The organism is Sphingobacterium cellulitidis (assembly GCF_043187465.1).
GTDB lineage: Bacteria > Bacteroidota > Bacteroidia > Sphingobacteriales > Sphingobacteriaceae > Sphingobacterium > Sphingobacterium cellulitidis.
The window spans coordinates 3,669,049-3,688,849 of sequence record NZ_CP171136.1; the positions used below are offsets into that span (position 1 = coordinate 3,669,049).

The 19,801-nt window shown below is 36.3% G+C and carries 19 protein-coding genes; 10 read left to right on the plus strand and 9 right to left on the minus strand.

Annotated elements, in window-relative coordinates:
• Positions 1 to 37: 37 nt before the first annotated feature.
• The gene (locus ACF3OC_RS16020; protein WP_094257849.1) at positions 38 to 754 is read right to left on the minus strand and encodes a GNAT family N-acetyltransferase; all 717 of its coding nucleotides are present in this window, start codon (positions 752 to 754) and stop codon (positions 38 to 40) included.
• Positions 755 to 1,317: 563 nt separating this feature from the next.
• Between ACF3OC_RS16020 and ACF3OC_RS16025 the strand changes: the two genes are divergently transcribed.
• Entirely contained in the window at positions 1,318 to 1,509 is a 192-nt protein-coding gene (locus ACF3OC_RS16025) for a hypothetical protein (protein WP_229678325.1), read from the plus strand.
• A gap of 71 nt (positions 1,510 to 1,580) precedes the next feature.
• Here ACF3OC_RS16025 and ACF3OC_RS16030 read toward each other — a convergent pair whose 3' ends face one another.
• Positions 1,581 to 3,737 carry a S9 family peptidase gene (locus ACF3OC_RS16030; protein ID WP_392469864.1) on the minus strand — a complete coding sequence of 719 codons (2,157 nt, stop codon included), beginning with the start codon at positions 3,735 to 3,737 and terminating at the stop codon, positions 1,581 to 1,583.
• A 124-nt stretch (positions 3,738 to 3,861) separates the two neighbouring features.
• Here ACF3OC_RS16030 and ACF3OC_RS16035 point away from each other — a divergent pair, with 124 nt between their 5' ends.
• From ACF3OC_RS16035 to ACF3OC_RS16055, 5 genes are all read left to right on the plus strand, one after another.
• Positions 3,862 to 5,484: a S8 family peptidase gene (locus ACF3OC_RS16035; RefSeq protein ID WP_094257852.1), complete on the plus strand. Its 1,623-nt coding sequence runs from the start codon at positions 3,862 to 3,864 to the stop codon at positions 5,482 to 5,484.
• 65 nt (positions 5,485 to 5,549) lie between these two features.
• Positions 5,550 to 5,741 (plus strand): hypothetical protein, encoded by a 192-nt coding sequence (locus tag ACF3OC_RS16040; RefSeq protein ID WP_144043707.1) that lies wholly within the window; start codon positions 5,550 to 5,552, stop codon positions 5,739 to 5,741.
• A 99-nt stretch (positions 5,742 to 5,840) separates the two neighbouring features.
• Entirely contained in the window at positions 5,841 to 6,503 is a 663-nt protein-coding gene (nth, locus tag ACF3OC_RS16045; RefSeq protein ID WP_392471617.1) for an endonuclease III, read from the plus strand.
• Between the two features lie 141 nt (positions 6,504 to 6,644).
• On the plus strand, positions 6,645 to 7,670 hold the full coding sequence (gene recA, locus ACF3OC_RS16050) for a recombinase RecA (protein WP_094257855.1): 1,026 nt from the start codon (positions 6,645 to 6,647) through the stop codon (positions 7,668 to 7,670).
• A 200-nt stretch (positions 7,671 to 7,870) separates the two neighbouring features.
• Complete coding sequence (locus ACF3OC_RS16055) at positions 7,871 to 9,058, plus strand: metallophosphoesterase family protein (protein ID WP_392469867.1); 1,188 nt, start codon at positions 7,871 to 7,873, stop codon at positions 9,056 to 9,058.
• 48 nt (positions 9,059 to 9,106) lie between these two features.
• On the opposite strand, the gene ACF3OC_RS16060 is transcribed toward ACF3OC_RS16055, so the two are convergent.
• The 7 genes from ACF3OC_RS16060 to ACF3OC_RS16090 all read right to left on the minus strand — a co-directional run bounded on the left by ACF3OC_RS16060 (position 9,107) and on the right by ACF3OC_RS16090 (position 15,330).
• Entirely contained in the window at positions 9,107 to 9,805 is a 699-nt protein-coding gene (locus ACF3OC_RS16060) for an ABC transporter ATP-binding protein (protein ID WP_392469869.1), read from the minus strand.
• A gap of 26 nt (positions 9,806 to 9,831) precedes the next feature.
• Complete coding sequence (locus ACF3OC_RS16065; RefSeq protein ID WP_392469871.1) at positions 9,832 to 11,313, minus strand: DUF5687 family protein; 1,482 nt, start codon at positions 11,311 to 11,313, stop codon at positions 9,832 to 9,834.
• A 169-nt stretch (positions 11,314 to 11,482) separates the two neighbouring features.
• Positions 11,483 to 13,117, minus strand: a complete 1,635-nt coding sequence (pruA, locus tag ACF3OC_RS16070; RefSeq protein ID WP_094257859.1) for an L-glutamate gamma-semialdehyde dehydrogenase — start codon at positions 13,115 to 13,117, stop codon at positions 11,483 to 11,485.
• A 467-nt stretch (positions 13,118 to 13,584) separates the two neighbouring features.
• Positions 13,585 to 14,196 carry a superoxide dismutase gene (locus ACF3OC_RS16075; RefSeq protein WP_094280933.1) on the minus strand — a complete coding sequence of 204 codons (612 nt, stop codon included), beginning with the start codon at positions 14,194 to 14,196 and terminating at the stop codon, positions 13,585 to 13,587.
• 91 nt (positions 14,197 to 14,287) lie between these two features.
• Positions 14,288 to 14,764 carry a nucleoside deaminase gene (locus ACF3OC_RS16080; RefSeq protein ID WP_094257861.1) on the minus strand — a complete coding sequence of 159 codons (477 nt, stop codon included), beginning with the start codon at positions 14,762 to 14,764 and terminating at the stop codon, positions 14,288 to 14,290.
• The gene (locus ACF3OC_RS16085) at positions 14,764 to 15,105 is read right to left on the minus strand and encodes a tRNA-binding protein (protein WP_392469873.1); all 342 of its coding nucleotides are present in this window, start codon (positions 15,103 to 15,105) and stop codon (positions 14,764 to 14,766) included. The genes ACF3OC_RS16080 and ACF3OC_RS16085 overlap by 1 nt, the downstream gene beginning before the upstream one ends.
• 9 nt (positions 15,106 to 15,114) lie before the next feature.
• Positions 15,115 to 15,330 (minus strand): hypothetical protein, encoded by a 216-nt coding sequence (locus ACF3OC_RS16090; protein WP_392469875.1) that lies wholly within the window; start codon positions 15,328 to 15,330, stop codon positions 15,115 to 15,117.
• Positions 15,331 to 15,401: 71 nt separating this feature from the next.
• Between ACF3OC_RS16090 and ACF3OC_RS16095 the strand changes: the two genes are divergently transcribed.
• The 4 genes from ACF3OC_RS16095 to ACF3OC_RS16110 all read left to right on the plus strand — a co-directional run bounded on the left by ACF3OC_RS16095 (position 15,402) and on the right by ACF3OC_RS16110 (position 19,735).
• Positions 15,402 to 15,986: a porin family protein gene (locus tag ACF3OC_RS16095; protein ID WP_094257864.1), complete on the plus strand. Its 585-nt coding sequence runs from the start codon at positions 15,402 to 15,404 to the stop codon at positions 15,984 to 15,986.
• 161 nt (positions 15,987 to 16,147) lie between these two features.
• Positions 16,148 to 16,927 carry a succinate dehydrogenase cytochrome b subunit gene (locus tag ACF3OC_RS16100; protein WP_392469877.1) on the plus strand — a complete coding sequence of 260 codons (780 nt, stop codon included), beginning with the start codon at positions 16,148 to 16,150 and terminating at the stop codon, positions 16,925 to 16,927.
• 49 nt (positions 16,928 to 16,976) lie between these two features.
• Positions 16,977 to 18,911, plus strand: coding sequence for a fumarate reductase/succinate dehydrogenase flavoprotein subunit (locus ACF3OC_RS16105; RefSeq protein WP_094257866.1), 1,935 nt, complete (start codon positions 16,977 to 16,979; stop codon positions 18,909 to 18,911).
• A 47-nt stretch (positions 18,912 to 18,958) separates the two neighbouring features.
• Positions 18,959 to 19,735, plus strand: coding sequence for a succinate dehydrogenase/fumarate reductase iron-sulfur subunit (locus tag ACF3OC_RS16110; RefSeq protein WP_179221475.1), 777 nt, complete (start codon positions 18,959 to 18,961; stop codon positions 19,733 to 19,735).
• The last annotated feature ends 66 nt before the right edge of the window (positions 19,736 to 19,801 follow it).

Sequence of the window (19,801 nt, forward strand, 5' to 3'; positions counted from 1 at the left end):
TAACGATTAATATGCTGATGACAACAAAAATAATAAATTAAAAACCTTTCACTGGTTTAATCCCGACAGGAATTACCGCAGCGACCATTTTTTTAGTTGATCTCCAAAGCTTAGCTTCAATTCTTTTAAGCAGGGATTGTTTTTTGGAGATTCTATCCAGGCGTTCTTTAGCTTCGGCTTTACGCAGGATTTTTTCTTTCAATTCCTTTTCTTTTTCTACTGGATCCCAAAGCATAGCTGTACACATACAGTTTTTACGATCTTTGGAGACTAAGATGTCAAAGTTAACACAAGATTGACAACCTTTCCAGAATTCTTCATCTTGGGTCAATTCAGAATAGGTTACAGGTTCATAACCCAGGTCTGAATTAATTTTCATGACAGCTAATCCGGTAGTAAGGCCAAATATTTTGGCATTTGGATATTTCTCTCTCGACAATTCGAAAACTCTTTTCTTAATAGCTTTAGCTAAACCAACTTTACGGTAAGTTGGGCTCACGATCAAGCCAGAGTTAGCAACATAATCGCCATGGCTCCAGGTTTCGATATAACAGAATCCAGCCCAAGTACCGTCCTTATGTAAAGCGATTACAGCCTTTCCCTCTTCCATCTTACGCGCCACATATTCTGGTTTTCTACGTGCGATACCCGTTCCACGAGCCTTTGCAGACTCGAACATTTCATTACAAACCTCTTCGGCATACTTCACATGGTTTGCCGTTGCTGGAATAATTAAAAAATCTGAGATTGTCATTTAATAATGTCGACCTAAAAAATAAATACCAAAGTATTTGAACTAACTAATCTAAATTGAATATCACTCACCGAGCTGGATGAATGACAAAATGGGAAGTTTGCCTGCCTCGTTATCAAGCTCGAGGCAGAATAGGTCGTCGGAATCGAAGAACTGGACAATTAAATCGGCGCATTGCACAATATGTTCTGATGCCAAGCTTTATGCAAGCTTGAACCATAGAATTCATATATAACTTGTTACAATACATCTCTTTTTTGTCTTTATATACTTAGTGATCAGACTGCGCAAAAGTAAACAATTATTTTTTTCTTTTATGCAATATGATTGTAGTTTTTTTATTTATAAAACAAATAGGTCCAAACTTCATTGAAAACCTTTCAATCAGACTTTCCAATTATTGAAACGTTTAAAATCTTTCATTGTTTTGTAAGATTTGAATTGAGCATGAGGTATTTGCTACAATATTTAAATAAAAGCGTAATTTTGCATCAAATTAAAAAATCATGGTTGGTCCAAGTATCTTTTTTTACGCATTATTTGTTATTCCGTATATCCTTTTTATGTATTGGCTAGTGAAGCAGGATAAGAAGAAATACATATGGGGAGTTATTGTGATTACAGTTGTTGCTATTTTTGGTTTGGTAGTTTCTCAACGTGCGAGCAAGATTGCTGTAGAAAACTATAAACAACATCAGATCGATGCACGTGAAATCGAAGCTGAAGAAAGAGCAGATAGCTTAAAACAGAAATAATTCATTTTTCGAATATAAAGTAAAAGGGCAATAGAAAATTCTATTGCCCTTTTACTTTATACCTAAATTTCTTATTTGGTAATACCTTCCAATTTAAATAAGAAAGCATAGTTTAAGGCAACATCCTTCAGAAAGTCGAATCTTCCTGAGGCACCACCATGGCCATAATCCATATCTGTTTTCAAAAGGATAACATTGTCTCCTTTTTTGGTAGCTCTCAATTTAGCCACCCATTTCGCTGGTTCAAAATATTGCACCTGACTATCATGAAGACCTGTTGTAACCAATAAATTTGGATATTCTTTGGCTTCAATATTTTCATACGGAGAATAAGATTTCATATAATCATAAGCATCCTTATTATTAGGATTTCCCCATTCATCGTATTCATTGGTTGTCAAAGGAATGCTTTCATCCAACATGGTATTTACAACATCTACAAAAGGTACTTGCGCAATAACCCCATTCCAAATTTCAGGAGCCATATTTATCACTGCACCCATCAATAAACCACCAGCACTACCACCATTTGCATAAAGATGCTCTTTGGCTGTAAAATTCTGAGCAATCAGATACTTACCACAATCGATAAAGTCGGTAAAAGTATTTATCTTTTTCATCATTTTACCATCTTCATACCATTGTCTTCCCATTTCTTCACCACCACGAATATGCGCTATCGCATAAATAAACCCACGATCCAATAACGATAAACGCGAGGAGCTAAAGCTAGGATCCATAGAGCTACCGTAAGACCCATAAGCATACAATAGCAATGGCGCTGAACCATCTTTCTTGACTCCTTTTTTATACACGATGGAAATTGGAACCTCTGTTCCATCCGTAACCATTGCCATTACCCTTTCAGTCACATAATTTTCCTGATCATAACCTCCTACAACCTCTTGCTGTTTTAGAAGATTTTTGTCCTTGGTCTTCATATTATAAGCAAAAGTGGAAGAAGGAGTTACCAATGAGGTATATCCATAGCGCAAAGTATCTGTATTATATTCTGCATTGGTACTAGGGTAAACGGTATAAGCCGCTTCACCAAAATCTAAATAATGTTGAGAATTATCTTTTAGATTTCGGATTGCCAATTGGGTTAAACCCTTTTTTCTCTCAGCAATTGCAATATAATTTGCAAATTCATCAATTCCTTCAACCAAGACATCGGCTCTGTGCGGAATAAATTCTTTCCAATTTTCTTTTCCAGTCTTATCCAAAGGAGTTTCCATCACTTTGAAATTCTGCGCATTATCATTTGTAACTATGAGGAATTTATCTTCCAAAGGAGTTACATCATATAATACATTTTTCATCCGCGGCTGAAATATCTTGAAATCAGTATTAGGTTCATCAGCTTTAATATATCTAGTTTCCGAACTTAAGGTTCCACCGGAATAAATTAATATGTATTTATCATTCTTGGACTTTGAAACACCAATGTAATTGGTATTATCTTTTTCCTCATACACTACCGCATCAGACTCACTTGCAGTACCAAGGGTATGACGCTTTATTTTTTCACTCAATAAGGTTACAGGATTCTTCGAGGTATAGAAGATTGTTTTATTGTCCGATGCCCACACCGCCGGACCAGAAGTACGAATGATTTTATCTTTTAACAATTCACCTGTTTCCAAGTTCTTGATATGGATCACATACTCTCTTCTAGAAACGGTATCAACCGAATATGCCAACAATTTGTTATCTGGACTGACTGATGCTCCGCCAAGAGCATAATAAGGGAAACCTTCAGCTAATTTATCGACATCCAATAGAATTTCTTCAGTAGCTTCCAAGCTTCCTTTTTTACGGCAGAGCTTATAATATTGCTTTCCTTCATCTGTTCTTTGGTAGTAATAATATCCATTCTTTAAATAAGGCACACTTTCATCAGCTTCTTTAATACGGCCTTTCATTTCTTTAAAAAGTAGATCTTGAAAAGGTTCAGTATCCTTCATCATCGCTTCGTAATACTTATTTTCTGCATCCAAATAAGATATAACCTTTGAAGAATCAGGTCCTTTTTTGAAATAATCTATCATCCAATAATAGGGGTCAGAAACAGTGTCACCATGGATAATACGATTATGGGGAATTAATTCAGCTACAGGTGCCGTAGCATCAGGCCACTTCACAGCCTCTTTTGTTGTTTTGTTATCTGAAGAACAAGAAGAAATCATGATAGACAATATTAAACCAATTACAATTTTATCTTTCATATAATTTAGTTAATGACGGTTAATAATTGACTCAAAATAAGATAAAATTTTTGTGATTTTAGATTAATTAACAAAAGCATCTAGTTGAAAATATTAAATTTGTCGAATTATAATCTATAAAAGTATGATAGGAACAAACAAATTTCTGTGCTATTTGGCGTTAGGAATTCTTCCAACCCTTGGATTTAGCCAAGATAAAACTCCCCCACCTGCAAACTGGTATAATCTAGATTTTCAAAAAGATGGATATATGGGGATTAGTACCGAAAAAGCACAAGAGCTTTTAAAAGGTCGAAAAGCAAGTCCAGTAGTGGTAGCCGTGTTGGACGGTGGTGTCGATATTCAACATGAAGATCTTAAAGATGTATTATGGACCAACCCAAAAGAAATCCCTGGAAACGGAAAGGATGATGATGGCAATGGCTACATCGACGATGTACATGGTTGGAACTTTATCGGCGGTAAAGACGGTAAAAATGTGGATCAAGATAATTTAGAGGTAACTCGTTTAATTCGCATCTATGAGCCGAAATACATTTCTGTATTACCTACTACGCCACTTTCAGAAAAAGAAAGAAGAGAGTTTGTGGCATATCAAAAAATGATAACTGACTATACTTCCAAAATGGAAGAAGCTTCCTTCGGAAAGTTAAACTATGGAAAGCTGAAAGAAGAGGTTGATGCAGTGGTTAAGAAAATTGGTAAAGAACCAAAGGATATCAACAAAGCAGATTTAGATGCTTTCCAACCAGAAGGCGATCGTCAGAAAATGGCGATTCGGATTGCGAAGAAAGAACTTGACACTGGAACATTTGAAAAATTCTATACAGACATCTCTGATGCTGTTAAATATTTCACAGATCAAGCAGATTTTCATTTAAACAAAGAATTTGATCCAAGAGGTATTGTTGGAGATGATTATGAAAATGCGAACGAACGTAATTATGGGAATCCAGATGTAAAAGGACCGGATGCCGAGCACGGTACGCACGTTGCTGGTATAATTGGTGCAAAACGTAATAATAACCTTGGTGTAAATGGGGTTGCTGATAATGTTCAAATTATGGCAGTTCGTTTAGTACCTAATGGTGATGAGCGCGATAAGGATGTTGCAAATGGTATTCGTTATGCAGTGGATAATGGCGCTAGAGTTATTAATATGAGCTTTGGTAAAGGTTATGCTTACAATAAGAAAGCTGTTGATGAGGCTGTTAAGTATGCAGAATCTAAAGATGTATTATTAGTACATGCAGCAGGAAATGACTCACAAGACAATGATATTGAGAAGAATTTCCCGACCAAATACTTTACTGACAGCGTGGATGCAGTAGTTGGTGAAGCAAAAAACTGGATTACAGTTGGTGCTACAGGTTTGAAACAAGACGCTGATTTATTAGCAGATTTTTCAAACTATGGTTACCGCAGTGTTGATGTTTTTGCACCTGGTGTAAAAATCAATTCAACTATTCCTGAGTCAAAATACAAAGAGAACCAAGGTACAAGTATGGCTGCACCAGTTGTTGCTGGTTTGGCTGCCATGATTCGTGCTTATTATCCATCTTTGACTGCAGAACAAGTTAAAGAAGTGATTATGAAGAGCGTGACTAAGGTAGACCAAAAAGTAAAAGTTAAAAAAGACGGTGCTACTAAGCGTGTTTATCTGGATGAGATCAGTGTTAGTGGTGGAATTGTGAATGCTTATAATGCAATTGTAGAGGCTAATAAATTAGTTTCGAAAAAAAAGTAAAAAAATGTTAAATTTTTCACAATATTGCTAAGTATCTTGCGTTTAATTAGAAAAACAAGATGCTTATGGTCGAAAACTCTACTAAAACAAAAGAAGTAAATTACGAAGGTCAAATTTCAGGTATCATGCAAGACGCAAATCTTGAGTTATCATTCGAGGAAAAAATCAAAAGTTGCATACAGCAGTTGTCTAAAGATCCAGAAGACAGAACAATAGAAAATATCCTCAATTATTCAAAGACCTTACGTAACTTATAATAACGAAGCCATTCTTAGAAAAGAGTGGCTTCGTCTCTTTTCCAGCATTCTTCCGCCTTAAACCTTTCGCCTGTACTTGGAATATTAGTATCTTTGTTTATGCTAATAAAAGAACGTTACAAGGCTTTTGTTGAATATTTTTCTACCCATAATCCGGATGCACAAACTGAACTGAATTACGGTAATCCCTTTGAATTACTGATTGCAGTAATTTTATCGGCTCAATGTACTGACAAGAGGATCAACCAGGTCACTCCTGCCCTTTTCGAAAGATATCCAGATCCGGAATCATTGGCTGCTAGTTCACCCGACGAGGTATTTACTTACATTCGATCCGTTAGTTATCCAAATAGCAAAGCGAAGCATTTGGTTGGAATGGCTCAAAAGCTATTAAGTGAATTTAATGGTGAAATCCCTGAAAAGGTGGAAGATTTAGTCAAGCTACCTGGAGTTGGACGAAAAACCGCCAATGTTATCTCATCGGTTGTATTTCATAATCCAGCGATGGCGGTTGATACTCATGTGTTTCGTGTTGCGGATCGCATTGGTTTAACAAGTAGAGCAACGACGCCTTTGGCTGCAGAAAAACAATTGGTAAAACATTTGCCAAAAGATACGATAGCTGTTGCGCATCACTGGCTGATCCTGCATGGCCGTTATATTTGCTTAGCTAGAAGTCCTAAATGTGACATCTGCCCTATTAGCTACTTCTGCAAATACTTTGAAAAGAACAAAAAAGCAAAAGCAATCCTAAAAGATTAACATATTCAATTCACACTTTAGATTCAATAGCCCATAAAAACTATTATTTTTAGAGAATAAAATATTATAACTAATTTTTTTAGCATTTTATTTGTAGATTTCAATATTATAAATTATTTTTGACAACGTTATACTAAAAATATGAGCAACTCAGACAAATTAAAAGCATTACAGCTTACTTTAGATAAATTAGAAAAGAGCTACGGAAAGGGAACCATCATGAAGTTAGGTGATTCTGCTGTAGAACCAATTGAAGCTATTTCTACTGGTTCATTAGGTTTAGATATCGCATTAGGTATTGGTGGAGTTCCAAAGGGTCGTATCATTGAAATCTATGGTCCAGAATCTTCTGGTAAAACTACTTTAGCTACTCATATCGTAGCTGAGGCTCAGAAAAAAGGTGGTATTGCAGCAATCATCGATGCTGAACATGCTTTTGATAAATATTATGCGCAAAAACTAGGGGTTGATATTGAAAATCTATTGATTTCACAACCTGACAACGGTGAACAAGCCTTAGAAATTGCAGATAACTTAATCCGTTCAGGAGCAATTGATGTTATTGTGATTGACTCAGTAGCGGCATTGGTTCCTAAAGGCGAGATTGAAGGTGAAATGGGAGAATCTAAAATGGGTCTTCAAGCTCGTTTGATGTCGCAAGCACTACGTAAATTGACAGGTACAATCGCAAAAACAAACTGTTGTTGTATTTTCATCAACCAATTACGTGAGAAAATCGGTGTAATGTTTGGTAACCCAGAAACAACTACTGGTGGTAATGCATTAAAATTCTACGCTTCGGTGCGTTTAGATATTCGTCGTACATCACAAATCAAAGATTCTGATGAGGTATCTGGTAACCGTGTGAAAGTGAAGATTGTTAAAAACAAAGTAGCACCTCCATTCCGTATTGCAGAATTTGATATCATGTTCGGTGAAGGTATTTCTAAAGTTGGGGAAATCATTGACCTTGGGGTGGAATATAACATCATTAAAAAATCAGGTTCTTGGTTTAGCTATGGTGACACTAAATTAGGTCAAGGTCGTGATGCTGTAAAAACTTTATTATTGGATAACCCTGATTTAATGGATGAATTAGAGACAAAAATCAGAGCTGAAGTTAGTGGGGTTGATTTAGATCAGGCAGCTATCAAAGACGAAGATTAATTAGAATCATTTTTTACAATAACTCCTCTAGGTTTCAAAAAAAGGAGTACATATTGAAACAGTAACCCCAAAGGGTTGCTGTTTTTTTTGTGCCTTCAATTCAAGCAATGTAAAAATGGCTGTACAATCCAGAATCTTAATAAATAGAAGGATGATTTTTCATAAATTTACCTATCAACTACATCTAACCAAATGTTACCATGAGTTTTAACAGAAGAAATTTTCTAAAAGGCCTGGGATTAATCGGATTGGGCGCAAGTACCCCAGCTTATGCTGAAAAGGTGCTGATTAATCAAAATGAAGCTTTTTCATTTGCTTGTCCCCCCTACTTACAAAACCTTAGCGCCAATGCCATTACAGTTTGTGCTATATTCAATAAACCTTGTTTAGCATGGGTGGAAGTTTTGGATGCAAATAATAATACAGTAAAATCCATTTATCAGGTTGAGGATGGAATGCGAAATGCCAATACTGAACTTTTCAAGTTCAGGCTGGATATACCTGATGGAAAATTAAATTATAAGGTAGTAGCCAAGGAAATCACAAAATTTGAACCTTATAAAATTGAATACGCTGGAACCATACAATCGGATCCTATTCAAATAGCAGTACCTCAACCAAAACAGGATAGTATCCAGTGCCTGATTTTAAATGATATTCATGAGGAAAAGGATAGTTATGCTTATCTGTATGATAAAAGCCAGCTAAGCAAAAAGGATTTGGTTTTTCTGAATGGAGACTCTTTTCACTATGTAACCAATCAAGCAGATCTAACTGAGAAATTATTGAAGTCGGTTGGAAATAAGTTTGCAAGTAAGACTCCATTTGTCATGGTACGTGGGAATCATGAAACAAGAGGTAGTTTCGCAAGGGATTATAAAAAGTATTTTGATTATCCTGAGAATAAGTACTATCAAGCTTTCAGAATGGGACCTATCTTTTGGGTGGTATTGGATAGTGGTGAAGACAAACCTGACGACCATGAGGTTTATGGCGGAACGGTAGATTACGATAATTATCGACTAGAACAGAAAGACTGGTTAACGAAGGTTCTGAATTCAAAAGAACGAAGAGAGGCTAAACATACCTTGGTGGTAACACATATCCCTTTTCATCATTCAGACGATTGGCATGGAACGAAACATAACTTTGAATGTTTTCATGAAATATTGAATAATAACAAGGTTGACGCGGTTATCTCGGGACATACCCATAAATACAGTTTCCATCCACCCGATAATAACCATAATTATTATGTTATTATTGGCGGAGGACCTAAAGCTGGCAATAGAACTTATGTGGATATTACTGCTACTGGAAAAAATCTGTTAGTTTCCTTAAATCTTGATGATGGAAGTACAATCAATAGATTTTCTAAGAATGGATAATATGAATAACAAAAGCGGGCGGTCATTTAGAACCGTCCGCTTTTGTTATTATTCGATTGAAAAAAATGCGTTTAATTCGCTTAAGGTTTCTTCTGTTTTTAGGCTATCCTTAACAATGAGTCCTTTATTCAAAGCTATAATTCGATCGGCAGTTTCGACTGTATGAGATAAATCATGACTGGAAATCAAGATGGTAACATCCTTTTCGTCCTTTAATTTATTGATCAGCTTTTTGAGTCTAAACTGCGTGCTAGGATCTAGATTAGCGAAAGGTTCGTCCAAAATAATGAGTTCTGGATTCCCAATCAATGCCCCAACAATCCCTACCTTTTTCTGATTTCCTTTAGATAAATCCCGAACATAAACTTTCTTGTCCAACACCTCCTCATTAAAAAATTCTACATATTTTTCAATGGTGGAGTCAACATCATTCTTATTCATCCCTCTCAACTCGCCTAGAAAATAAAAATATTCTTCAGGAGTCAAATATCCAATCAAGAAGGTTTCATCGACAAAAGCTGTGGTAAACTTCTTCCATCCATCATGGCCATGAACAGGAATTCCATTCAAGGCTATCATCCCTGAATCAGGTTGAATCAAGTCAAGGATCAAGCTGAATAAGGTGGTTTTACCAGCACCATTGTTTCCTACCAAACCTATACTTTCCCCTTTTCCAATATGCAAATTTGGAATATTCAATACCTGAACTCCATTATAGCTTTTAACAATATCTTTTATTTCGATCATGTAATTTATGATTTCAATTCTAACAATTAATTATTTACTTCTTTAAAGCCAATCAGCATCTTATACTTATTATCACGGTATTTTTGAGCAATCCAGTTAAGAAAAAAATTTCTTAATGCAAACCCCACTAAGCCGAGTACAACGAGTACAATATTGGCTGCAGGGATTCCTGCAAATGTTTTGACTACAGCCCAAATAATAATCGGGATAAACAACAAGGGTAAGCCCACTAACCACTGGGCTGCTCCAGTCCCTTGGTAATTGAAATAGTTCCCATTGTCAAGATCTATTCTCTTCTTATTCATGGACCCAAAGTATAAAATAATGGGAATATTGATTCCAATATTATAAATAGCACATGAAATATTAATCCAAAATATAGTCCATCCAAAATATAGATATGGCGTACTCAATATCGATAATATGGCTACTGATATCATCATTAATAAGGCCTTAGATTCTAAGTAGAGTTTAATCGGCATATCCTGGGTCATCAACATGGAATAATAACTACTATCCCAAGCAGGAACAAATTGTCCAAAATTGATGATAAAGATTCCACTGATAAAGATCCCAACGAAAACTAGCATGGAGGAATTCTCAAATTGAGGGTTGGGATAAAAAATAATACCATAAGCCAGAAAGATCAAACAAACCAGAGTCACTTTACGCGCTCTTTTAGCTCTCCAAATTAACTTCAAGTCCAATTGAAGGAATGGAGCTAAAGCGCCAAAGCGGTTGGTCCAGGATAGATCATATTCCTTGTAAACAGTTTTTTCCTGCTGAAGGTAAGCATCTAGAAATAGATTTTTCTTAACATCAAAATATAGGAGAAAATAACTCAGTACAGCAATAATAACCGGAATAATGCACAGGATTGGATAATCCAGAATACTATTAAAGAGTTGGCCAAAGAGATCTGTAATTGAGAAAATCTTGAAATAGTCTAGTCCAAATAATATGAGGACAACGATCAAAAAAGGTATGACCTTCTTGAAGTTCGTGCTAAAGTTTTTCTGGATATATAGATTAAAATAGTTGACAAAATACTCAAATCCTTGTGCCGCAATAAACCATGCAAAAAGTTGCGTGTTTGAAAAATCGGTTACCCTGGAAGTAATGATCAAAAAAGGAACACTACTGATCAACAACAACCAATTACAAAAAGAGTAAGAAGCTTTTAATAAGGTATAATTTACAATGTTGCTTCTAGGGATATTTTGAATTAATAACGGCTTGATGTTGAGTAGCGGTAATTTCTGAAACATCAGTCTGATAAAAAAACTGAAGCAGAACCAGACCAAGAGAAATTTGTTGACAAAATAAATAGGTTCTTCATTTGGGTACAATTCTTTTACCATAAAATGCAAAGAGATCCCAAGGGTAAGAAAGGACACCAGGCAATATAATCCTAGAAATCCCAGCAAAATCTTAACGGATAACCCTTTTCCTAAATTAGCTGATCTAAAAAAGGACCTCCATTCTAAAACAAACAATCTTTTAAACATATACTGGTATAAGGAATGAAAAAGTTTACAATTTTGGTTAGCTTTCAAGTTAAATATAACCTTCTATGCTTCTTTAAATTAATAAAATTTTCAGCAATGAAGAAAAAATAAAAAGAAAAACGCCTTAGGAAATTCCTAAGGCGTTTTAAGTTTTTATTATATCCGAAGATTATTCTTCAGATAAGAATGGATAACGATAATCTACATCCGGATTGAATGTTTCCTTGATTGTTCTTGGAGACACCCAACGCAATAAGTTAATCATTGAACCTGCTTTATCATTTGTACCAGAACCTCTAGCACCACCAAAAGGTTGTTGACCTACTACTGCACCAGTACATTTATCATTGATATAGAAGTTACCAGCTGCATTACGTAAGTAATGAGTAGCTTCTTCAATAGCATAACGATCTTGAGCAATGATAGATCCTGTCAAAGCATAGATTGAAGTTGTATCTACTAGTTTTAAGGTTTCTTCCCATTTCTTATCATCATATACATAAATTGTCAATACTGGACCGAACAATTCTTCTGATAAAGTTTCGTAATCACCTTTTTTAGCAACGATTACAGTAGGGTTGATGAAATATCCTTTAGATTTATCATAATCACCACCGATTACAACCTCTGCATCTTTAGATTCTTTTGCTCTATCGATATATTTAGTGATTTTATCGAAAGCTTTTTCATCGATTACAGCATTGATAAAGTTGCTGAAATCTTCAGTTCCACCAATCTTGAATGATTTGATATCACGCTCCATCATTGGCTTCAACTCTTTCCATAATGATTTAGGAATGTAAGCACGAGAAGCAGCTGAACATTTTTGTCCTTGGAACTCAAATGCTCCACGAACTAAAGCTGTGTTCAATACTTCGATATCAGCAGATGGGTGAGCTAAGATAAAGTCTTTACCACCTGTTTCACCTACGATACGAGGATATGTTTTATAGACATGAATATTTTCTCCGATAGTTTTCCAGATATCTTGGAATACACCTGTAGAACCTGTAAAGTGGATACCAGCAAAGTCTGGGTGTTTGAAGATTACATCACCAGCATCTGGACCTGATACATATACCAAGTTGATTACACCTGCAGGAACACCAGCTTCTCTGAAAATCTCCATCAATACATTTGCAGAATAAATCTGTGTATTAGCAGGTTTCCAAACAACCACATTACCCATCATAGCAGCACTTGTAGGTAAGTTACCCGCAATCGCTGTAAAATTGAAAGGAGTTAAAGCGAATACAAATCCTTCTAATGGACGTTGTTCTACTCTATTCCAAACATTTTTAGGGCTAATAGGAGGTTGTTGTTGATAGATCTCGCTCATGTATTTAACATTAAAGCGTAAGAAATCTGCGATTTCACATGCTGAATCAATCTCTGCCTGATAAGGGTTTTTCGATTGACCTAACATAGTCGCAGCATTCAACTTGTAACGATATTTCGTAGAAATCAATTCTGCAGCTTTCAAGAAGATCGCAGCTCTTTGCTCCCAAGGAAGGTTTTCCCAATCGTTCTTAGCAGCTAAAGCAGCATTGATCGCGTCTTTAATATCTGACTTTGAACCTTGGTTGAAATATCCCAAAACATGTTTATGATCGTGAGGAGGTGTAATTTTCACTTTCTTGTTCGTACGAACTTCTTCTCCACCAATGTACATTGGAATATCTAGCTCTGTTGCCCTTGCAGCAGCAATAGCTTCTTTTAACAAACTTCTCTCTTTTGTTCCAGGTGCATATGAGTAAACTGGCTCATTTGTTGGCGTTGGAACATTAAAAAATCCTTTTAACATAATTAAAAATTATTTTTTTGATTCATATAATACGCTAAACTCAAACAGCATAGCTATAAATTTTTAGTAAAATACTCCTTAAAACAGGTTTTAAGGCAGATACTTCAACTAATTTATTTCTTTCGAAGTTAATCAATATTGTATTGATTATTACAACATATCTCAACCGATTGTAAACATATTTTGTCCAATTTTAAAATAATTATAAAAAAGTAACCAAATAAACGTTTACCTATTTTGACCTAAATTAGCCTCAAATCAATTAAAACAATATCATTAAAGCATATTTTACTGGAAATCCCCTCCTCAATAACATCCTTAAAAACAGACTAGTAATTTATTTTTGAATAACACGTTTACTTAACTTTTGTTCATTCGTACAAAAGGAGATCAATCCAAATTTCAGTATAACAAAAAAGCGGTGGTCAGAATCTGACCACCGCTCAATATTTTCAATCTTATTGGGATTAACCTTTAGCAGCTTGATAACGTTTAGCAACATCATCCCAATTTACTACATTGAAGATCTCTTCTAAGTAGGCTGGGCGCTTATTTTGATATTTCAAATAATAAGCATGCTCCCATACATCAATACCAAAGATTGGAGTACCTTTAACTTCAGCAACATCCATCAATGGGTTATCTTGATTAGGAGTTGATACTACTGCCAATTTACCGTCTTCACCAACGATTAACCAAGACCATCCTGAACCGAATCTTCCAGCACCTGCTTCTTGAAGTTTCTTTTTCAAGTCTGCGAATGAACCGAAAGTCGCATTGATATCGTTTGCTAGATCTCCTGTAGGTTCACCACCTGCATTGGGACCTAATACTTTCCAGAACAAATCATGGTTCCAAACACCACCCGCATTGTTTCTTACTGCTGCAGGATATTTACTTACGTTCTTAAGAATTTCTTCTAAACTAAGGTTTTCAGCATCCGTGCCGGCAATAGCTTTATTTAAATTGTCTACATATGCTTGGTGATGGCGATCATGGTGAATGATCATTGTTTCTTTATCGATAGATGGTTCTAATGCGTCTGCTGGGTAAGGTAACGCCTCTAATTCAAATGCCATAACGTTTATATTTTATTTATTAATTATCAATATACGAATATAACAATTTATGACCGTTTTTGTTTGGATTCAGCTCCAATTTGTGGATAACTCAACGTTTATTACGAAAAAAAGACATCATCAGTTCTGCACAGTCTTTTTCCAGCACCCCTGATTGTATAATGGTCTTGGGATGAATGATTTTTTCATGGATACTGGAATAACCACGCTTCTCATCCCTTGCCCCATACACTATTTTACTGATTTGAGTCCAATAACTCGCTCCGGCACACATAACACAGGGCTCAACGGTGACATACAGCGTACAATCCTTCAAATACTTTCCGCCTAGATAGTTGGCCGCTGCAGTAAAAGCTTGCATCTCAGCATGTGCTGTTACGTCATTTAAACGCTCTGTCATATTATATCCCTTGCCAATGATTTTCCCATTGGATACTATAATAGCTCCAATCGGAATTTCATCTTCCTCAAAAGCCTTTCTTGCTAATTTTAAGGCCTCCTGCATATATTGCTCATCAATATTTGCTAGAGGTTGCTTTGGATCATCTTCAAAATTATAAACCTTCATTATTTTAATTTTGCGCCATTTGGCACCACACGTTCTACAGTTGTTAATATAATATCTCCATTCTCATCCTCAAACCCTGTTACAAGACATTCGGACATAAAATTGGCGATTTGTTTCTTTGGAAAATTAACAACTGCGACCACCTGTTTACCAAGGAGTTCCTCTTTGGAATAATGCTTTGTTATTTGTGCAGATGATTTCCGCGTTCCAATCTCAGGCCCAAAATCTACTAAAATCTGATAGGCAGGTCGTTTGGCTTTTGGAAAGTCAGCGACTTCTAGAATGGTACCAACACGCAGATCTACTTGTTCAAATTCGTCCCAGCTAATCAATTTCTCCATGTTTACAAGTTATAAGCTGTTTGATTCCAAATCTGCCAACTCTTTTGAAAGGGTAAAAATCACATAGTCCTTATTACGATGTAACCTTTTGGCTAAGCGTTCCAATAGTTCTTCCTCTTGTCCAGGGCTATATTTTAAATCCTCTTCGGAAAGATGGTTATATTTTCTCTTAAGTTTAAGTTTTAGTATAGGCCATTCAGTGGCACTGATCTTGAAATTATACATATTAATATGCGCTTATTGAATAAAAACTCCTAATTTAGTGTTTGCAATTAGTAAATATATAAATTTTTGATATGAAAAAAATCTTACTTGGATTAGCTGCCTTATTCTTTTGCGTTCAGGCCACGCAAGCACAATTATTGCCAAGCTTTAAACTAGGTATTAAAGGCGCAGTAAACTTCTCGAGCTTAAAGTCAGAAGGTAAATGGTTGAATTCAGATACAAAAGCTGGATTCCAAGCAGGTCTTTGGGGTCGTGTTGGTGTAGCTGGTTTCCACGTTCAACCAGAATTATATTATGCACAAAAGAAAGCAGGATATGAAACTGAAGACGGCGGAAATGGTGAAGCAACTTTCAAAAGTTTGGACTTACCTATCCTTTTGGGTACTAAAATTGGCTTAGGTCCAGTTGGAGTTCGCATCCAAGCAGGTCCAGTATTTTCATTTGCACAAGATGGAAAAGTAACTTTCAACTCTGTAACTGACGCAGATAGCTATAAAAAATCTTCAACAGGTATTATTGGTGGTGTAGGTGCTGACATCAGTAAATTCACAATTGACTTAAGATATGAGCATGGCTTGAATAATATCAGCAAGGAAAGCTCTCAATCTCAAAAAATTAGCATGTGGTCAATCGGTGTTGGATACGCCTTTTTATAAGAGACTTTAATAAAAATTTTAGGCCTGATTTGATAAAAATCAGGCCTATTTTTTTATCCCACATTAGAACCATTCTAAATTAGCCCTATTTTATACATAAATCTCATTTATATGTCATCAAATAGATAGATTTGCGTACTTAAATTAAATTCATAGTAATAATGAGTAAATCAAAGCCAGTATTAACATCTTCACTAGGGAAGAAACTAATCATGAGCTTGACGGGATTGTTCTTATGTACTTTCTTAATTGTTCACTTGATTGGTAACTTACAACTATTTAAAGATGATGCGGGGTATGCGTTCAACAAGTACGCTTATTTCATGACCCACTTTACCCCAATTAAAGTAGTCTCTTACTTACTTTATCTTTCAATCATTGTCCATGCAGTTTACGCCTTGATCTTAACGATGAAAAACAAGGCAGCACGTCCAATTGGCTACAATCAGTACGACGGAAAAGCGAACAGCGCGTGGAATTCTCGTAACATGGGAATCTTAGGTACTGTTCTATTAATTTTCATTGTTACGCACATGCAAAACTTCTGGTTCCAATACAAATTCGGAACAACGCCGTATGTAGAGTATCGTACAGAAGTAGCGACTGGTAATCAGGAAGTTATTAAACTTGATGATATGCCTTCGGACTACGTTGGATATACTGAATATCAGGATGGTGCTTATGAAGTGATAAAATCTAAAGACTTATACAGACAAGTAGAAGTGACTTTTAAAAATCCTTTACTAGTTGGTTTGTATATCTTAGGAATGGCTGCTTTAGCATTCCACTTAATCCATGGTTTCCAATCAGCATTCCAAACCATTGGATTCAATCACAGACGTTACAATGGAATTATCAGAACCATCGGTGTATGGGTATTCGGAATTATTATCCCTATCCTATTCGCATCAATGCCATTGTATTTTTATTTTGTTAAATAGGTTATTTACAGATTAAGCAATAGCAAGATCTTATAAATAAATAAAGGATATGTTAGATTCAAAAGTACCTTCTGGCCCTTTGGCCGAAAAATGGTCAAAACATAAATTTGAGATGAAGCTGGTTAACCCAGCCAACAAACGTAAATTCACTATTATCGTTGTTGGTACAGGGTTAGCAGGTGCATCTGCTGCCGCTGCATTAGCAGAACTAGGCTACAATGTTAAAACTTTCTGCTACCAAGATTCTCCAAGACGCGCGCACTCAATCGCAGCTCAAGGGGGTATCAACGCAGCGAAAAACTACCAAAATGACGGTGACTCGGTGTTCCGTTTATTTTATGACACCATCAAAGGTGGTGACTACCGCGCTCGTGAAGCAAACGTTTACCGTTTAGCGGAAGTTTCAGTTAATATTATCGACCAATGTGTGGCGCAAGGTGTTCCTTTCGCTCGTGAATATGGTGGTCTTTTAGACAACCGTTCTTTCGGTGGTGCTCAGGTATCCCGTACGTTCTACGCTCGTGGTCAAACTGGACAACAATTATTGTTAGGTGCTTACTCTGCACTTAACCGTCAAATCGAAACTGGTAAAGTAAAATCCTATACGCGTCACGAAATGCTAGATCTAGTAAAAATCGATGGCGAAGCTAGAGGGATTATTACTCGTGACCTAGTAACTGGCGAAATCGAAGCACACGAAGGACATGCTGTATTATTGTGTACTGGAGGATATGGAAACGTGTTTTTCCTTTCTACAAACGCAATGGGATGTAATGTTACTGCTGCTTGGAGAGCTCACAAACGTGGTGCTTACTTCGCTAACCCTTGTTATACGCAAATTCACCCTACTTGTATCCCTGTAACTGGTGACCACCAATCTAAATTGACTTTGATGTCAGAGTCTTTACGTAATGATGGTCGTGTATGGGTTCCTAAGACAATTGAATTAGCTGAAAAACTTCGTAAAGGAGAATTGAAGCCAAAAGATATCAAAGAAGATGATCGTGATTACTTCTTGGAAAGAAAATATCCTTCATTCGGTAACTTAGTACCTCGTGACGTAGCTTCTCGTAACGCCAAAGAAATGGTAGACGAAGGACGCGGTGTTGGTAAAACTGGTGTTGCTGTATTCTTGGATTTCGCAGAAGCTATCCAACGTCTTGGAAAAGATGTAGTTGAAGCGAAATATGGTAACTTGTTCGACATGTATTACCAAATCACGGACGAAAACCCTTATGAACAACCAATGCGTATCTACCCTGCTGTTCACTATACAATGGGTGGTGTATGGGTTGACTACAACTTGATGACTACTGTACCTGGTTTATACTGTCTTGGAGAAGCTAACTTCTCTGACCACGGTGCTAACCGTCTTGGTGCATCTGCATTAATGCAAGGTCTTTCTGATGGTTACTTCGTAATTCCTTACACTGTAGGTGATTACTTAGCGAAAATCGGAAACTTCAAACCAGTAGATAAAAACAATCCTGCGTTCGAGCAAACTCGTAAAGAAGTTGAAGAAAGAGTTAACAAATTATTATCCCTTAAAGGAAGTAAAACTGTTGATGATATCCACAAAAAATTAGGCCACATCATGTGGGAATACTGTGGAATGGCTCGTACAGCTGAAGGACTGCAAAAAGCTAAAGGATTAATCCAAGATCTTCGCAAAGAATTCTGGACGGATACGAAAGTATTGGGACAAAATGAAGAGTTGAACATGTCTTTGGAAAAAGCTGGTCGTGTTGCAGACTTTTTAGAATTAGGAGAATTAATGGTTGACGATGCTTTGAACAGAAATGAGTCTTGTGGTGGTCACTTTAGAGTGGAGTCACAAACTGAAGAAGGAGAAGCAAAACGTAATGATGATGAATACACATATGTTGCAGCTTGGCAATACAATGGTGATAACCAACCAGAGATCTTGCACAAAGAGCCTTTAGTATTCGAAAACGTTAAGTTAACACAAAGAAGTTATAAATAATGCCAAATGGCTTCTTGTGAAGCCATTTGATACTCAAAATTAATATCATGAGTGCACATATGAATTTAACGCTAAAAGTTTGGCGTCAAAAAAACTCAAATGACAAAGGTCAATTCGTGACTATCCAAGCTAAAGACATCGCTGATGATATGTCTTTCTTAGAAATGCTTGACGTTGTAAACGAAGACCTAACTCGTAATGGGGAAGACCCTATCTATTTTGATCATGACTGTCGTGAAGGTATTTGTGGAATGTGCTCCCTAGTGATCAATGGACGTCCGCACGGACCTAAATATGGTATCACTACTTGTCAGTTACATATGCGTTCTTTCCACGATGGACAAACAATCGTAATTGAACCTTGGAGAGCTTCTGCATTCCCAGTATTGAAAGATTTAGCTGTAGATAGAACTTCTTTCGATAGAATTCAACAAGCTGGTGGTTATATCAATATCAATACAGGTGGTCCTCAAGATGCCAACAACATCTTAATTCCGAAAAGAATTGCTGACGAAGCTTTCGAATCAGCTACTTGTATTGGATGTGGTGCTTGTGTAGCAGCATGTAAAAATGCCTCTGCTATGCTATTCGTATCGGCTAAGATTTCTCAATTTGCCCTTTTACCTCAAGGTCAAACGGAACGCTACGAACGTGCGCAAGCAATGGTAGACCAAATGGACGCTGAAGGCTTTGGTAACTGTACAAACACAGGAGCTTGTGAAGCAGAATGTCCTAAAGGAATTAAATTAACTAACATCGCAAGAATGAACCGTGAGTATTTTACGGCCAAATTCTTCCGTCAAGAAGACGTTCACCAACACTAAGGTCGAATTTCTCTATAAAACTCCTCGTAAAATTATTTGCGAGGAGTTTTTTATTTATATTTACCC